Consider the following 16,018-nt stretch of genomic DNA (forward strand, 5'->3'; position numbering starts at 1 on the left):
TTCACCGGCCTGATCAGACCGGACAACCTGGGGAACGCGCTCATGAAAGTTGGATTTATTGGTCTGGGCAACGTCGGCGGCAAGCTTTCGGGTTCGCTGCTGCGCAATGGTATGGACCTGACAGTCCATGATCTGAACGAAGAACTGGTTGATGCCTTCGTGGCCCGTGGTGCGAAAAAGGCGGAAGGACCGGCGCAACTGATGCGGGATTGTGATGCGGTCATCACCTGCCTGCCGTCGCCTGCTGCGTCGGACGCCGTCATGCAGCAGATGTTGCCTGAAGTGACCGACGGCAAAATCTGGATGGAGATGTCCACCACGGATGAGGCTGAAGTCAAACGCCTGGGGGCCATGGTGATGGAGCGGGGCGGGGCGGCAGTGGATTGCCCGGTCTCAGGCGGATGCCACCGCGCGGCGACTGGAAATATCTCGATCTTTGCGGGATGTGATCGCGCAACGTTCGAGCGTATCGCGCCGTTCCTCAAGACCATGGGCCGCCGTATTTTGCATACCGGTGAGTTGGGGTCGGCTTCGGTCCTGAAAGTTTTGACGAACTATCTGGCCACAGCCAATCTGGTGACCTGCTGCGAGGCTCTGGTCACGGCCAAAGCCGCAGGTATGGACCTGAATACCACCTATGAAGCGATCAAGATCAGTTCCGGCACATCGTTTGTTCATGAGACCGAGAGTCAGGTCATCCTGAACGGATCACGCGACATCTCGTTCACCATGGATCTGGTCAAAAAGGACGTGAGCCTGTTCCAGCAGGTTGCCGACCGCCACAACGTCCCGTTGGAAATCTCGCCCATGCTGGTTCAGATTTTCGAGGACGGGATCGAACGTTTTGGCGAACGTGAGTTGTCGCCCAACATAATCAGGCGCCTGGAAGAGGTCACAGGCCTGGAGATCCTTGCACCCGGCTTCCCGCCCGAGATGGAAGACGATGAACCCGAAGAGCCCGGCTATGAGGTGATCCCGCAAGGCAAGGCGCTGAAAGCCGCTGAATGACCTGATCACGTCGGGCTTTGAACCGGCTCAGGCATATCATAGCTGTGGCCGCCAGGGCCATTCTGTCCGGCAAGCTGGTGCTGCTAAATCGCGAGTAGGGGATTGGACATGACGACAGCGGACACCAACCCAACGGAAAATGCCGCCCATCGCCCCGAGCCTGGTCCGATGAGCCGCGAGTGGCACTGGCACCCTGAATTGCCGGTGAACCACGCGCCATATTGGCATTGGCCGCCGAAACCTCGTGTTCTGGCTAAGTGGCTTTGGCAGAATTACCTGCAGGTTTCCGATCGTTCGATCTATTTGGCACTGTCGTTTGTTGTGGCGTTCTGGATGCAACCCGTTGGCCCCGAACAAATGCAATTCGCGTTCGGGTGGATGTCATGGGTTTTCATCCGAAACTGGGCTCTGCTGATCATTGTCGCAGGTGGGCTGCATTTCTGGTTCTACGGAATTGACGGGCAGGGCAAGCTGCTGAAATACGACCCAAGACCCTACATGAAGCGCAAGAATGCGCTTTATAAGTTCGGCTATCAGACCTGGGACAATATGTACTATTCGCTGGTCTACGGTGCCACGATCCTGTCGGCGCTCGAGTGCTTTTTGCGCTGGATGTATGCCAATGGTTACGTCGCCACGCTTAGCTTTGACGCTCATCCGGTCTGGTTTATTCTACTGTTTCCGATACTCGCCATATGGCAGAGTTTTCATTTCTACATGGTGCATCTTTTTCTGCATCAACCGTTCATTTACAGACATGTCCACGCAGTTCATCATCGCAACGTAAACACCGGACCCTGGTCGGGCATGTCGATGCACCCGGTCGAGGCTCTCGGCTACCTCAGCGCGATCCTGATCGTTCTGGTATTGCCAAGTCATCCGGTTCACATGATCTTTCTGGGATTTTGGCTGATGCTGGGCGCCGCTTCATCTCATTCAGGTTACGAGGCGATTTGGGCCCACGACCGCAAAGCACTCCTGATCGGTGCCTTTTTTCATCAGTTGCATCATCGATACTACGAATGCAACTACGGCAACGCGGAAATGCCGTGGGACAAGTGGTTCGGCACATATCACGACGGCTCAGAGGAGGCGACCGTACGCACGCGCAACCGGAAACGCGAAATGCATGCGTCAGGGAAGTAGCTAACGTTTCGTTTTCCCGTGGTTTTATGAAAATACAACTCTAAATGGCGTTCGTCGGGATATCCCGCATAATGATGATTATGTTAATAACGTGGGGGTGTATCGTTTAGGTACTCGCTTTGGCCAACGACAACGGCTTCGCAATGCTTGTTTTCTGATACTTCTTATCTATATTGTCATATATGAAATATAAGGAAGCTTGTGATGTCCAGGATTCTTCATCTTTATGATGTCGCAGAAGATACCGAACGCGATCTTTCCGCGCAGGAAGCGGTTCGGCTTGCCCAAAAGGACAAATCCCTGATCCTTATCAGCGGTGTTCGGGACATGTCGCCCAGGACATTTCACCTCATCGCATCCTCGGTTGCCAGACGAAAGCTGGAGCGCGCTCAGGAGCGTATTGACGCGATGATCGATGCCTATCTCGACACGGACGCGTTCGATCAGGTCGAGGCAAAGATTGACGAAGACAACGCCCGGCTGCGCGCTGAGTTCCTGAGCGATTTTGAGGTCCTTACAAGCGCCCAGATCCATGCCATGTCTGGCAGCACATCGAGAAACAAGTCAGCCACGGCGAACGACTGGAAAAAGGCCGGAAAGATCTTTTCGGTCAAACTGCAGGGCAAGGACCTGTATCCGGCGTTCCAATTTAATGCTGATGGGCGGCCCTATGCGACCTTGGTGGACGTGCTTGCGGCGCTTCCGCAGGATTTGACTCCCTGGCAAACGGCCTTTTGGCTTGTCGCGCCCCAAAACGCGCTGGATGGTGCCCGGCCCATTGATCTTGTTCAGGCCGGTGACGCGCGGGTTGCCGATGCCGCTGCACGCGCGTTTAAAACGCCGGCAGGCTGACGGCGCGTGATACTTCCGAATTCGGCCGGACAGCATCCCTACTTTGCGCTGGAAAGCGGGCGAGAGGTCTTTCGCCTGCACCGAGACGTTCTGGATGGTGATCAGTTCAATCCCGGCTACGGCACGTCCCGCTTCGCCCCCTTTCAGGATCTCGAGGGCAAAATAGTTCCCACTCTTTACTCCGCTACCACATTTGATGGCGCGGCTTATGAAACACTGTTCCGAGAACGTCCGGCCAAGTATCAGACATTCCCTCGTAACCGTCTTGATGACTATGCAGCAAGCCGGTTAACGACCAGGCGGGAACTTCAGTTGGTTCGTTTGTTTACGCCGGAACTCGCCGCCTGGGACATCGCGGAAGCTGACCTGCTTACCTACGATGAAAGCAACTATCCCACTTGCCGGGAGCTTGCCGCCTTGATCTGGAAAGACAATCCCGCCGCAGATGGCATGATCTGGTCATCCGTGCGTGACAGTTCCGCATTGGCGATGATGCTGTTCGAAGATCGGGTAACACCCGGCGCGCTGACGGTAACAGAAACGCGGTACGTTCAGCGCGACGCGGACTTGCTGGATCAGCTGAGAACAACGGCGCGCCGCGCGGGCATCACGATCAGCCGTTAAGCTTGTTTTGAAAAGGTGTCGAACGCCTTGAGCGCCTTGGCGCTGTAGGCATAAGACGGGCCGCCCCCCATATAGGTCGCCATGGCCAGCGCCTCGCACAGTTCTTCCCGGCTGGCACCGAGGCGCACCAAAGAACGGACGTGAAAGCCGATACAACTGTCACACCGCGTCGCAATTGCGATCCCGAGCGCCATGAACTCTTTGGTTTTTTCGCTGAGCGCGCCGTTGGACTTGGCGGCCTTACCCATGATGCCAAAGCCTTTGACCGTCTCGGGCACTTCTTTCGAATATGTTGCGATGTCGGCCTCAATCGCGGCCATGAAGTCATTCCAGTCCATGTCGTCCTCCTTCAGCCGCGTTCGTCCGATCCCATGCGGCGTTCCAGCCAGCGCACTCCGGCGCTGATGATCAGAACCAGGATCAGATATTCAAGGATCAGCAGCGAATAGATCTCAAGCGGGCGGTATTCTGTCACCACCAGCTCGTTCGCGCGCCGCGTCAGTTCCTGCATGCCGATGACGCTGGCAAAGGCGCTCATCTTGACAATGTAGATGAACTGGTTCGCCAGCGGCGGCAAAATGCGCCGGATCGCCTGAGGCAGGATCACATAGCGCATGGTTTGAAGGTAGTTCAGGCCGATGGTCTGGGCCGCCTCGGTCTGTCCCTTGGCAATCGACTGGATACCGGCCCGGTATATCTCGGCCGTAAATGCGCTGTCGGACAAGGCAAGCGTGATGATCGCACCCCAAAACGGATCAATCGGTATGTTCAGGCCCATTTCGCGAAAAACGATCGGCAGGCCGTAGAAGACCCAGAACAGCATGGGCAGCAGCGGGATCGAGCGGATCAGTTCGACATAGATCCGGTTCACCAAACGCCAGCCTCGGCTTTTGGCCAGCCCCGGCAATGCCACGATTAGCCCCAGGACAATCGAGATGACGGCAGCGATCACTGAAATCAAGATGGTGTCGCCCATGCCGGAAATCAGGAATTTGACATTGATCCAGCCCGCTTCGGTCATCGGATTGATGACATACCATCCCCATGTGGAAGAACTGGAACAAGCTGCAAGCGCCAGAAACGACAGGAGAAGAAGAAGGTTTCTTATCATCGCGTTTGGCCCCCTCAATGTTGCAGTATCTGGCTGAGAAATTTCTGGCAGCGCTCGGATCGGGGGGCGCCAAAGAACTCCTCGGGGTTGCCCTGCTCGACAATCTGCCCCGCATCCATGAACACCATGTTGTCTGCCACTTTGCGGGCAAAGCCCATCTCATGGGTCACCACGACCATGGTCATACCTTCTTGCGCAAGTTCCACCATCACATCGAGCACTTCGGAAATCATCTCGGGGTCCAGTGCCGACGTGGGTTCGTCAAACAACAGGACCCGGGGCTCCATGCATAACGACCGCGCGATGGCAACGCGCTGCTGCTGTCCGCCGGACAGTTGGCCGGGGCGTTTTTCGGCCTGATCCGGGATGTGAACCCGTTCCAGATAATGCCTCGCCCGAGCCTCGGCGTCGGCACGCGACATTCCTCGTGACTTGATCGGGCCAAGGGTCAGGTTTTCCAGAACGCTCAGGTGCGGGAATAGATTGAACTGCTGAAACACCATTCCGACCTCTGACCGGATGGCCGTCACGGATTTGGGGTCATTCGTCAGTTCAATTCCATCAACACGGATGGTGCCTTTCTGGTGTTCTTCCAATCGGTTGATACAGCGCACCACGGTCGATTTGCCGGACCCCGAAGGGCCGCAGATCACAACCTTTTCGCCCGACTTGATGCCAAGATTGATGTCCTTCAAAACATGGAAATCGCCGTACCATTTATTGACATTCACAAGTTCGATTGCCGTTTCGCTCACTGGCCGGGCTCCCTTGGTATGAAGTTTTCCTGGGAAGAAATATTTTTCTTGAGGTTAACGTTGCACTTGACGTTAAATCAAGCATCAAAAATGCTAGTATACAACGGCAATCAATGAACAACCAACGGGAGCACTCAGATGAAAAACCTACTCAGGACGGCCGCTGCGGCAGCCATCGGACTGGCCCTTGCCGGGGCCGCACAGGCCCAGTCAGCGCTGAACGAAATCCTTGATGGCGGTGTCCTGAAGGTTGGCACAACCGGTGACTGGAATCCGATGACCCTGCGCGACCCTGCGACCAACAGCTACAAAGGGTATGACATCGACATCATGACCGAGCTGGCCAACGACCTGGGGGTCGAGGTCGAGTTTGTTCCGACCGACTGGAAAACGCTGGTCAACGGCGTGGTCTCGGGCAAATACCACATGACCGGTTCGGCTTCGATCTCGCCGCCACGCATGAAGGTTGCGGGTTTCTCGGAAAGCTACATCTCGGTCGAACTCTATCCTTTCACGACCAAGGACAAGGCCGACCGTTTCAACGGCTACGACTCGATCAACCAGCCTGACGTCAAGGTTGCAACAACCCTTGGCACCACATTCGAAAAACGCGCGCGCGAATGGTTCCCGAATGCGGATATCAAGGTGGTCGAGGCCCCTGCCCGCGGATTTCAGGAGGTTCTGGCCGGACGTGCCGACGTCTTTATCACGTCAAACATCGAAGGCGCGACGCTGGAAGCCAAATTTCCGGTTGTCCCCGTTGCAGGCGCCGAGGCGCGTTCTCCTTCGCCCATCGCCATGCTGCTGCCACAGGACGATCAGGTGTGGATCAATTACGTGAACAACTGGATCAAAGTGAAAAAGGCGCAGGGGTTCTTTGAGGCCAACAAGGAAAAATGGGGGCTTTGATCCCCATATTCAGAACCGTTCGCTCCGGCCGGAGCGGACGGTCTATCCGGGCAATGCTTTGGCCAGAAGCGAAATAAAACTGACCTTGTCCGTCTTTAGCTCAACCGCCCCATGGGTCGTACTGGAATCATAACTCAGACTGTCGCCGGGGCGCATGTGGTACAAGCCTTCGCCGCACCGAAAGATCATTTCGCCCTCGGTTACATGCACGAACTCTGCCCCTTCATGCTGATACAGCGGACCCGGCGGCAAGGGGCCTTCAAGCGTGACAAGGAAGCTTTCGAAGCTCACGTGGCTGGCTTCGGCACGTCCGATCAGTTTGAACGCATGCCCAAAATCGCTACCCATACGCTGAACCGTCATGCCCTCGCCGGCGGCCACAAAGGATACATCCGTCACTTCGGCAGTTCCGGCGAAGAAATTGATCAGCGGAACGCCCGTGGCCTTCGCCAACGCCTCAAGCGAACTCAGCGAAGCGGAAACCTGTCCCCGCTCGATCTTGGAAATCATCGCTGGCGAGACATTGGCGCGCGCCGACAGTTCAGCGATCGTCAGGCCGGCCAGAACCCTATGGGCTTTGACCGCTGCGCCGATTACCTGATCCAGCCGGGGCTTTTCCCCTTCGATGGGTGCGGAACCTTCCATGCACGCAGCGTAACGCCCCGGTACAAAAAGGGAAAGCGCGCGTAACCGTAAGGACACATGATGCAACTGGAACACATGACCTGGTACGAAGTTGACGACCGCCTTGGCAGTGGCTGCGCGGTGATGCTTCCTATCGGTTCGACCGAACAACACGGGCCGATCGGGCGGATCGGGACCGACACGATCTGTGCCGGGGCCGTCGCACTGCGCGCCGCTGATCTGTGTGACGCGATCGTGGCACCCGCCCTGGCCTACACGCCCGCACCCTTCAACGCTGCCTTTCCCGGCACGGTTTCCGTTACCCCGGATGTGTTCACCCTTTACGCAAGGGAAATCATTGAAGGCCTTTTGGCGCAGGGCTTTTCTGGCGTCTTCATCGTTAACGGCCATGGTGCGAACATTGCACCGCTGCAGGCCATAAGCGCCGACCTGCCCCCGAACGCCTTGATCATCCGCAGCTGGTGGGAGCCTGAACCCGTCAACGCATTGCGGCGAACGCTATACGGAGAATGGGAAGGGATGCACGCCACCCCGTCCGAAGTTGCCATCACGCAATCCTTGTTGGGCGCCATATCCGACGAACGCGCCGATGAGCCGCCGCAAAAGCTGACCCCTCAATACCTGCGTGATCACAGCGGAGACCGTCACGGGCCGCCCGATGAACACCGCGCAGAATTCCCGGACGGGCGGGTCGGATCCCATTCCGCGCTGGCCACGCCTACAGACGGAGCCCGACTGTTGGAGATGGCGGCTCAAGCCATCTCACGGGAGTTTCTTGATTTTCAAAAGGCAAGGAAGCAAAGTTGACAACACTTGGTGCCAGATTTTTAGTTGCACTAAAATAAATTTTGATCTTACCCACATTCTTCTGTTCAATGGTCAGAACAAATGGAATGCAGGAGAGACCGGATGCAAGCTCCGACAACGCGGGCAAAAACCAAGGGGCAGCCGACCGAATTGGGTCAGGCGATCCGGCGACGCCGAAAGGCGATGGGGCTGACGCTGGATCAGGTTGCCAAGAAAGCCGATCTGACTACTGGCTTTCTGTCGCAGGTCGAGCGTGGGCTCAGCTCTCCCTCTTTAACCTCTCTCATGGCAATTGCCGCGGCTTTGCAAACAACCATTGAACAGCTGCTGAGCGTTCCACAGGTCTTTTCCGAGTTTGTCGCCAAGGATAGCAGACAGACCTATTCCCTTGGTTTGCGCGGGCGGTTTTACGAGAAACTCGGGCCGGGATTTCTGGGCGCTCTGTTCCACCCGCAGATCGTTCATCGTCCGCCGGGGCACATATCGGAACGTATGTGCCACAGCGGTGAAGCCTTTTGCTATCTGCAAGCCGGTCAACTGGAATACCATCTGGGTGATCGTGTTTTTATCATGTCACCCGGTGACGTGGTTCATCACGACACATCGACGCCTCACTATTCCGTTGTCCTGGGCGAAACCGAGGCCGTCGAACTGTGGGTTACAACCTCTCCGATCAAGGATTCCGCGCCACCAGACAGCGGTTAGGACTGCGAAAAACTCAGTCCCGGAATGCCGCGGTCTAAAAAAGTTTCATCTTTTGCTAAAAAAAACTTTAGTAAAACTAAGAATCGCTTAATGTCCCTCCGCAGGAGCAAGAAGATTTGCGGGAGGAGAAGAAGATGAAGCTGAAGACACTATTGGGCGCCACGGTCGCCGCGACGCTTGCGCTGCCCGTTCTGGCGCAAGAACGCGGGGGCACATTGAACTTTGCCCGCTATGACGGATCGCGCCTTATCGATCCGATCTACGCGGACCGCAACCCCGATATCTGGATGGTTGGCAGCCTGTTCGACACGCTTTTGCGCAGCAGCCCCGATGGCAACTCGGTCGAACCCGGGCTTGCAGAAGACTATGCAGTGTCAGAGGACGGCAAGACCGTATCCCTGACCCCGCGAGAAGGTATCCAGTTCGCTGACGGCTCGCCCATGTCGGGCGCGGATGTGGTCTTTTCGCTGGATCGCGCCCGCAACCCTGACCTGAGCCCATGGGCTGGTCTACTGGGGTCGATTGACGCGGTGTCCGCGGATGGAAACGCGATCACCATCGCTTTGAAAGACCCCGATCCCACCCTGTTGTCGATGTTGGCCATATTCAACACCGCCATCGTTTCGAAAGCCGCATTCGACGCAGCCGCAGGTGAAACGGATCAGGACAAATCCGCTGCCATTTTTGCGGCCACAAGCGCAGGCGTCGGCTCCGGCCCGTTCTATTTGTGCGGCTTTGAACAAGGGGCCAGCATGGATTTCTGCGCCAACGAGCATTACTGGCGCATGGCCGCGGATGGCAAAGCCCTGCCCTATCTGGACGGCGTCCATTTCGAGATCGTTCCCGATGATGCAACCCGCATTCTACGCCTCCAGGCGGGAGAGGTTGATGCAGCCGAGTTCATCCCGTTCAGCCGCGTGGCCGAGCTTGAGGCCGATCCGAACATCAACATGCAGCTGTATCCGTCAACACGGATCATCTATTCGCCGATCAACACCCATGAGACACGCGCCGACGGTTCCCCCAACCCGCTGGCAGACCCCCGCGTGCGGCAGGCGCTGAACTATGGAACCAACAAGGATGCTCTGATCGGTGTGGTTCTGCACGGTGCGGGCCAACCCATGAGCTCACCGCTGATGGCCAAAGCAACGCAATATGCGGCCGATCTGAGCCCGCTCTATAGCTATGATCTTGAAAAAGCCAAAGGGTTGATCGCGGATGCCGGGGTCGCGGACGGCACGCAGGTGACTCTGACCACGCTGGCCGGATCCGCCGATGACGCAACAATTTTCGCCGCGCTTCAGCAAATGTGGGGCGAGTTGGGAATTGATCTGGTGGTCGAACAGGTCGACGGCGCCACGCGCGGGGCCAAGAACCGCTCGGGTGAGTTTGACATTCACACCTATGGCTGGGTCAACGATGTGAACGATCCCAGCCAGGTTGTCGGCTGGCTGGGCTACACACCGACTGCCAAGGCTGTCGGCACCGGTTGGGAGAACGCAGAGTTCAACACCCTGTTCGAAGAGGCCGCCAAAGACATGGACCCGGACTCTCGAAAGGCCAAGTTCGACCGCATGCAGGCACTTTATGCCGAGGCAGCCCCCTTGCTGTTCATGTATGAAACACCTTTCGCTGTCGCGCTGGGGACGGCGGTCGAGGGCTATGTTCAGACCCCGCTTGGCAATAACATCTTCGATGAAGCCACAGTCAGCCGCTAAGAGCTGATCCCTTGCCTCGCCGCACCCTGCGGCGGGGCCCTTTGCGGAGCGTCGAATTGTCCAGCCTGTCCTACATCTTCAAACGGCTTTTGCTGATGATCCCGACCTTCTTTCTGGTCATGATCATCATATTTATGCTGGTGCGCCTGTTGCCCGGTGATCCGGCCATCGCCATGGCCGGGGACCGCGCATCTGACGCCGATATTGCTGCAATCCGGGAAAGACTGGGTCTGACGGAACCGATGCCAGTGCAATTCTGGCTGTTTCTGACCAATACTCTGCAGGGCGATCTGGGCCGTTCGATCCTGATGCGGACGGATGTCGTGGGCGTCATTGCCGATCGATTGCCGATCACGGTTTTCCTGACGATTTACTCGGTTGTGCTATCCCTGATCATCGCTGGTCCGCTGGCCTTTGTCGCGGCGCTCAATCGCGGCCGCTGGCCCGATGCGGTGATCCGCACTGTGTTCCAGATCGGCCTGTCGATGCCGGTGTTTTACATCGGACTGGTTCTGCTGACCTTTTTGGCGGCGCAGTTGCGCCTGTTCCCGGTGGGTGGCTATGGCGACACGTTTGGTGAGCGTCTCTATCACCTGTTTCTGCCTTCGGTGACCGTGGCGCTTTATACTTCGGCCATGATCATGCGGAACTTGCGCAGCGCGATTATCGAGGTTCTGGATGCCGAGTATGTCCAGTTCGCCCGCGCCAAGGGTCTGCCGCCGCGCCTGATCCTTGGCCGTCACGTGTTGCGCAACGCGCTGATCTCCACGGTCACCCTGCTGGGCCTGTCCATCGGCAATCTGATGAGCGGAACGCTGGTTACCGAGACTGTCTTTGCGGTGCCCGGAATGGGACGGCTGATGCTGGAAGCGATCTTTGCGCGCGACTACCCGCTGATACAGGGGCTGACCCTGACCTTCGCGCTTCTGGTTTCGCTGGTCTTTCTGATGACGGACCTGTTCCAAAGCCGCCTGGACCCAAGGATGCGCCTGCAATGAGTGACGTGCCTTTCACAGCCGACCGCCCATCCCTTGCCCGCGCCGCCTTGCGCAAGCCGGGTTTTGTGGCCGGTTTGCTGATCATCGGGTTATCGACCCTGCTGGCCATCTTTCCCGGAGCGTTTGCTCCTTACGATCCAAATGCAATTGACTATCTGGCGGTGCGTCAGCCGCCATCATGGGAGCACCCGTTCGGCACCGACCTGCTAGGCCGTGACAGCTTGTCCCGCGTGATCTGGGCTTATCAGGTCAATATGCAAATGGCGATCTTCGGCACAGTTTTTGCTCTGGTGACGGGTGTCATCATCGGAGCTCTGGTCGGATATTACCGGAGCATTGCCGATCTGATCTTCGGACGGATCGTCGATGCGGTCATCACATTTCCATTTCTGGTGCTGGTGATCGCGGTAGTCGCCGTTTTGGGGCCGGGCCTTATCAACATGTATATCGCCATATCAGTGGTCTACTGGGTCTATTACGCGCGTCTGATGCGAGCCGAGGTGATCGCGCAGATGGGCAATGACTATGCGGCCGCCGGGGTCGTCATGGGCTATTCCGACCGGCGCATCATCTTCCGTCACCTGCTGCCCAATGCCATCACCCCGGTCATTGTCTACTGGATGACTGACATGGCGCTGGTGATCTTGCTGGGTTCGTCGCTGGGCTATCTTGGGTTGGGCGCGCAGCCACCGCAGGCGGAATGGGGCGTGCTGATCGCCGAGGGGCGCAATTTCATCTCGACCGCATGGTGGCTCAGCCTGATGCCCGGTTTGGCAATCGTTTTGACGGGCCTTGGCTTTTCGCTGCTGGGCGACGGGCTGGCCGATCTGCTGAGACCACGGGGAAAAGAGATGACTGAACGAACTCCCATCCTCGAGGTTCAGGGGCTTAACACCACTTTCCACCGCAACGGCCGGGAACTGCCGGCCCTGCGCGACGTCAGCTTCAGCGTGGCTCGTGGCGAGGTTCTGGGGCTGGTCGGTGAAAGCAGTTCGGGCAAAAGCGTCACCCTGCGCTCGATCATCGGACTGGCGCGGCGTTATGGCGATGTCAGCGGGCAGGTCCGCTGGCAGGGCCGCGATCTGGTGCCGCTGCCGGACCGCGCTCTGCGGCAGGTCCAGGGGCGCGAGATCGCGATGATCTTTCAGGAACCCATGACCTCGCTGAACCCATTGCTGACAGTGGGTCTGCAACTGGAGGAGACATTGCGCGCACATACGGATCTGTCCGGAAAAGCCCGGCGCGACCGGGCGGTCGAGATGCTGGATCTGGTCGGTATCCCCTCGGCGGCGCAAAGGCTCAGGGATTACCCGCACCAGTTCTCCGGTGGTATGCGCCAACGGGTCATGATCGCAATCGCACTGGCCGCCAACCCCAGGTTGCTGCTGGCGGATGAGCCGACTACGGCGCTGGATGTGACCATTCAGGCGCAGATCCTCGATCTGATTCTGCGTCTGGCGGACGAGATGGAAATGGGCGTCGTCCTTGTCACTCATGATCTGGGCGTGGTCGCCCAAACCTGTGACAACGTGGCGGTTATTTATGCAGGCCGGATCGTCGAACAGGGGCCGGTTCGGGATGTGCTGCGCGAACCCCGCCATCCTTACACAGTTGGCCTGATGCGCTCGGTTCCGGAAAATCTTACACCTCGGACGCCGCTTTATTCCGTGCCGGGTGTTCCTCCATCTCTGGACGCGCTTCCGCAGGGATGCGCCTTTGCGCCACGCTGCGAGGCCTGCATCCAGCCCTGCCAGCAGGACCGCCCGGTTCTGTCGGTGATCGCGGACAGCAGGCAGGTGGCCTGCTTCAACCCTGTGACCAAGGCCGAAGGAAACGCCGCATGAACAATGCCGTGATCGAAATACGCGACCTGCATCAGCGGTTTGCCCTGGGTCGCAGCCTTTCTGATCTTGCCACCGGCCGGCCGGGTCGCGTGGTGCGGGCGCTGAATGGCGTCAGCCTGGATCTTATCCGGGGTGAAACGCTTGGCGTCGTCGGCGAATCCGGTTGCGGGAAATCCACGCTGGCCCGCTGCATCGTTCGATTGCATAGCCCCAGTGACGGGACGATCCGTTTCGAGGGGCAGGATATCTTCGAAGATGCAGGCGGCGACCGCAGTTACAACCGGCGCGTTCAGATGATGTTCCAGGACCCCTATTCCTCGCTGAACCCACGCATGACAACGGGCCAGATTCTGTCCGAGGCGTTGGCGGTCCACGACATGCGCACCAAAGCGAACATCCCCGCCCGTGTCGCGGAACTGCTGGACCTTGTGCGTCTGCCTCAGGACGCTCAGCACAAACTGCCGCACGAGTTTTCCGGTGGCCAGCGACAGCGCATCGCCATTGCCCGCGCACTGGCGGTCGAGCCCGAAGTGCTGATTGCGGATGAACTGGTTTCGGCGCTGGATGTGTCGGTGCAGGCGCAGGTGGTCAACTTGCTGCTGGACCTGCAGCAAAAACTGGGCCTGACCATCCTGTTTGTGGCTCACGACCTGCGACTGGTGCGGCATGTGTCAAATCGCGTTGCGGTGATCTATCTGGGCCGGATCGTCGAAATCGGCGATAGCGAGACATTGTTCTCCGCCCCTGCCCATCCCTACAGGCAGGCGCTTTTGTCTGCCGCGCCATCCCTGAACCCGGATGATCGGGGCAAGGCCATCCCGCTTGAAGGAGAGTTGCCCTCGCCCCTGAACATGCCATCGGGCTGCCCGTTCCATGTCCGCTGTCGCCACGCATCCGAGATTTGCAGGACCGATACTCCTGCCCTGATGCCGTTCGAAAATCGCGGCCGGGTCGCCTGCCACCACGTCAAAGAGATCAACGCCCATGCCTGACCGCGCTCGGATCGTTTTAGCCCTGCGCGACGAGATGCGCACCCGTGGTCTTAATGCATTTGTTCTGCCCCGCTACGATGCGCATCAGGCCGAATACGTCGCGCCGCATGACGAACGGCTGGCCTATGTGACCGGCTTCACCGGTACTGCCGGACTGGCCATCGTGACAGGTGACACTGTCGCCATGTTTGTTGATGGACGATATGTGGTTCAGGCTGCCAATCAATGCCCGGAACCTTTGTTCTCGCATCACCATCTGCACGACGAGCCGCCTGAATTCTGGCTGGCCACCGTTGCCGAACAGGGCTGGTCCGTCGGGTTTGACGCCATGCACCTGCCGCCCGTTTTGCATGACCGCTTCACGGATGCGCTGAATGGATCGCGCGCCCGTTTTGTCGCCGTTGAAGACAACCCTGTTGACGCGATCTGGCCCAATCAGCCCGCGCCGCCCAACGGCATCATCTCTGCCTTTCCGACACAATTCACGGGTGTAGGCGCGGATGAAAAGATCTCTCAGCTTGTCGCAACCCTGCAAAGCGGCGAGGTCGATCTGCTGGTGGAAACACAGCCGGACAACATAGCATGGCTTCTCAATGTGCGCGGTTCGGATGTGGCTTATTGTCCGGTTCCACAGTCTTTTTTGTTGGCGCGTTCATCGGGTCAGGTTGACTGGTTCGTCGAAACCAAAAAATTCAGCCCAGAAATCTGCGATCATCTGCCCGACACCGTGACGCTGCATCCGCCAGCAGCATTTCTACCGACCCTTTCGGAGTTGTCGGGTCGTGGCGCGTGCGTGCAATACGATGCCGAATTTTCCCCGGCTGCGGTGCGTCTGGCCCTCGACCGGTCATCTGCACAAGGTCGAGCGGCCAGCAGTCCGCTGACGCTGTCCAAGGCCCGGAAAAATCCAACGGAAATAGAAGGCCTGCGTGCTTGTCACGTTGAAGACGCCATCGCGTGGACCGAGTTCTGTGGTTGGCTACACGCTGAGGTCCCCGCGCGAGCCTCTCTCAACAGACAAGTGACCGAGCGTGAAGCAAAAGACAAAATTCAGTCCTGCCGCCGCGACCGTGCCGGGCATCTTGAGGAAAGCTTCAATACCATTTCGGCCGCGGGTGCGAATGCTGCCATGTGCCATTACGCGACCATTCCGGAGGATGCGGCAACAATTGACCCTGAAGGGACATATCTGCTGGATTCCGGCGGCCAGTATGAGACCGGCACAACCGACGCCACCCGCAGCTTTGCCTTCGGAAAGGTCAGGCCCGATGGGTATGACCGCGCCTATACCGCCGTGTTTAAAGCGTTCCACGCCCTAGCAACACTGCGGTTTCCACCCGGCACACAGGGCCACCACATCGACGCCATCTGCCGCCGCCCTTTGTGGGATCTGGGGTTGGACTATGATCACGGAACCGGACATGGCATCGGGCATCGCCTTTCCGTACACGAACACCCGCAGCGTATAGGCAAGCCATACAACCCGGTGGATCTTGTGCCGGGTATGATCCTGTCCATCGAGCCGGGGTATTATGAGATGGGCCGGTTCGGCATTCGTATCGAAAACCTGTTCGAGATCGTCGAAGAGGACGATGGCTTCATGGTGTTTTCCAACCTCACATGGATACCGATCCAGACTGATATGCTGCTTACTGACAAGTTGTCCCAAGCGGAACGAAGCTGGCTGAACGCATATAACGCCGAGGTCCTGCGCCGGATCAGTTCGCAGCAATCACCCGCCGGGCGTGCATGGGCCGAGAGAGCCTGCGCAGCCATTGCTTGACGGGTTGTTCAGTACCTCGCAACGGTTCCAAATATTCCGGAATGGAACTTGTGCACAGGGCCCCGGCTCAAAACGGGTCGAAGCCATGTAAGAAACTTGCATGATGGGAAGACAAAGTTCA

Annotated in this window: 16 protein-coding genes; 12 read left to right on the plus strand and 4 right to left on the minus strand. The window is 58.0% G+C overall.

The genetic code is table 11. The features are described from left to right. Nucleotides 1-42 precede the first annotated feature (42 nt). From ACR3EQ_RS23670 to ACR3EQ_RS23685, 4 genes are all read left to right on the plus strand, one after another. Nucleotides 43-1,008: an NAD(P)-dependent oxidoreductase gene (locus tag ACR3EQ_RS23670; RefSeq protein ID WP_170613960.1), complete on the plus strand. Its 966-nt coding sequence runs from the start codon at nucleotides 43-45 to the stop codon at nucleotides 1,006-1,008. Between the two features lie 108 nt (nucleotides 1,009-1,116). After that, complete coding sequence (locus ACR3EQ_RS23675; RefSeq protein ID WP_170613961.1) at nucleotides 1,117-2,154, plus strand: sterol desaturase family protein; 1,038 nt, start codon at nucleotides 1,117-1,119, stop codon at nucleotides 2,152-2,154. 204 nt (nucleotides 2,155-2,358) lie between these two features. Next, nucleotides 2,359-3,006, plus strand: coding sequence for a hypothetical protein (locus tag ACR3EQ_RS23680; protein ID WP_170613962.1), 648 nt, complete (start codon nucleotides 2,359-2,361; stop codon nucleotides 3,004-3,006). 6 nt (nucleotides 3,007-3,012) lie between these two features. Further along, nucleotides 3,013-3,630, plus strand: coding sequence for an RES family NAD+ phosphorylase (locus ACR3EQ_RS23685; RefSeq protein ID WP_170815888.1), 618 nt, complete (start codon nucleotides 3,013-3,015; stop codon nucleotides 3,628-3,630). On the opposite strand, the gene ACR3EQ_RS23690 is transcribed toward ACR3EQ_RS23685, so the two are convergent. The 3 genes from ACR3EQ_RS23690 to ACR3EQ_RS23700 are packed head-to-tail and all read right to left on the minus strand — an operon-like array spanning nucleotide 3,627 to nucleotide 5,496. Then, entirely contained in the window at nucleotides 3,627-3,968 is a 342-nt protein-coding gene (locus tag ACR3EQ_RS23690; RefSeq protein ID WP_170613964.1) for a carboxymuconolactone decarboxylase family protein, read from the minus strand. The genes ACR3EQ_RS23685 and ACR3EQ_RS23690 overlap by 4 nt on opposite strands. A gap of 11 nt (nucleotides 3,969-3,979) precedes the next feature. Then, complete coding sequence (locus ACR3EQ_RS23695; RefSeq protein WP_170613965.1) at nucleotides 3,980-4,741, minus strand: amino acid ABC transporter permease; 762 nt, start codon at nucleotides 4,739-4,741, stop codon at nucleotides 3,980-3,982. 14 nt (nucleotides 4,742-4,755) lie between these two features. After that, nucleotides 4,756-5,496 carry an amino acid ABC transporter ATP-binding protein gene (locus ACR3EQ_RS23700; RefSeq protein ID WP_480492329.1) on the minus strand — a complete coding sequence of 247 codons (741 nt, stop codon included), beginning with the start codon at nucleotides 5,494-5,496 and terminating at the stop codon, nucleotides 4,756-4,758. 138 nt (nucleotides 5,497-5,634) lie between these two features. Here ACR3EQ_RS23700 and ACR3EQ_RS23705 point away from each other — a divergent pair, with 138 nt between their 5' ends. Further along, entirely contained in the window at nucleotides 5,635-6,405 is a 771-nt protein-coding gene (locus ACR3EQ_RS23705) for a transporter substrate-binding domain-containing protein (protein WP_170613967.1), read from the plus strand. A gap of 42 nt (nucleotides 6,406-6,447) precedes the next feature. Here the strand turns inward: ACR3EQ_RS23705 and ACR3EQ_RS23710 are convergent, their stop codons facing one another. Next, nucleotides 6,448-7,050 (minus strand): XRE family transcriptional regulator, encoded by a 603-nt coding sequence (locus tag ACR3EQ_RS23710; RefSeq protein ID WP_170613968.1) that lies wholly within the window; start codon nucleotides 7,048-7,050, stop codon nucleotides 6,448-6,450. A 57-nt stretch (nucleotides 7,051-7,107) separates the two neighbouring features. Between ACR3EQ_RS23710 and ACR3EQ_RS23715 the strand changes: the two genes are divergently transcribed. From ACR3EQ_RS23715 to ACR3EQ_RS23745, 7 genes are all read left to right on the plus strand, one after another. Then, a complete protein-coding gene (locus tag ACR3EQ_RS23715) occupies nucleotides 7,108-7,857 on the plus strand; it encodes a creatininase family protein (RefSeq protein WP_480441047.1) in 750 nt (249 codons plus the stop codon). A gap of 102 nt (nucleotides 7,858-7,959) precedes the next feature. After that, nucleotides 7,960-8,562 (plus strand): XRE family transcriptional regulator, encoded by a 603-nt coding sequence (locus ACR3EQ_RS23720; RefSeq protein WP_170613969.1) that lies wholly within the window; start codon nucleotides 7,960-7,962, stop codon nucleotides 8,560-8,562. Between the two features lie 134 nt (nucleotides 8,563-8,696). After that, the gene (locus tag ACR3EQ_RS23725) at nucleotides 8,697-10,280 is read left to right on the plus strand and encodes an ABC transporter substrate-binding protein (RefSeq protein ID WP_480492332.1); all 1,584 of its coding nucleotides are present in this window, start codon (nucleotides 8,697-8,699) and stop codon (nucleotides 10,278-10,280) included. 56 nt (nucleotides 10,281-10,336) lie between these two features. After that, entirely contained in the window at nucleotides 10,337-11,278 is a 942-nt protein-coding gene (locus ACR3EQ_RS23730; RefSeq protein WP_480492333.1) for an ABC transporter permease, read from the plus strand. Further along, nucleotides 11,275-13,122, plus strand: coding sequence for a dipeptide/oligopeptide/nickel ABC transporter permease/ATP-binding protein (locus ACR3EQ_RS23735; RefSeq protein ID WP_480492335.1), 1,848 nt, complete (start codon nucleotides 11,275-11,277; stop codon nucleotides 13,120-13,122). The genes ACR3EQ_RS23730 and ACR3EQ_RS23735 overlap by 4 nt, the downstream gene beginning before the upstream one ends. Next, nucleotides 13,119-14,114: an ABC transporter ATP-binding protein gene (locus ACR3EQ_RS23740; protein ID WP_480492337.1), complete on the plus strand. Its 996-nt coding sequence runs from the start codon at nucleotides 13,119-13,121 to the stop codon at nucleotides 14,112-14,114. The genes ACR3EQ_RS23735 and ACR3EQ_RS23740 overlap by 4 nt, the downstream gene beginning before the upstream one ends. Then, nucleotides 14,107-15,897, plus strand: coding sequence for an aminopeptidase P family protein (locus tag ACR3EQ_RS23745; protein ID WP_480492339.1), 1,791 nt, complete (start codon nucleotides 14,107-14,109; stop codon nucleotides 15,895-15,897). The genes ACR3EQ_RS23740 and ACR3EQ_RS23745 overlap by 8 nt, the downstream gene beginning before the upstream one ends. Nucleotides 15,898-16,018: the final 121 nt, after the last annotated feature.

This window comes from Ruegeria sp. AN11, assembly GCF_056536005.1.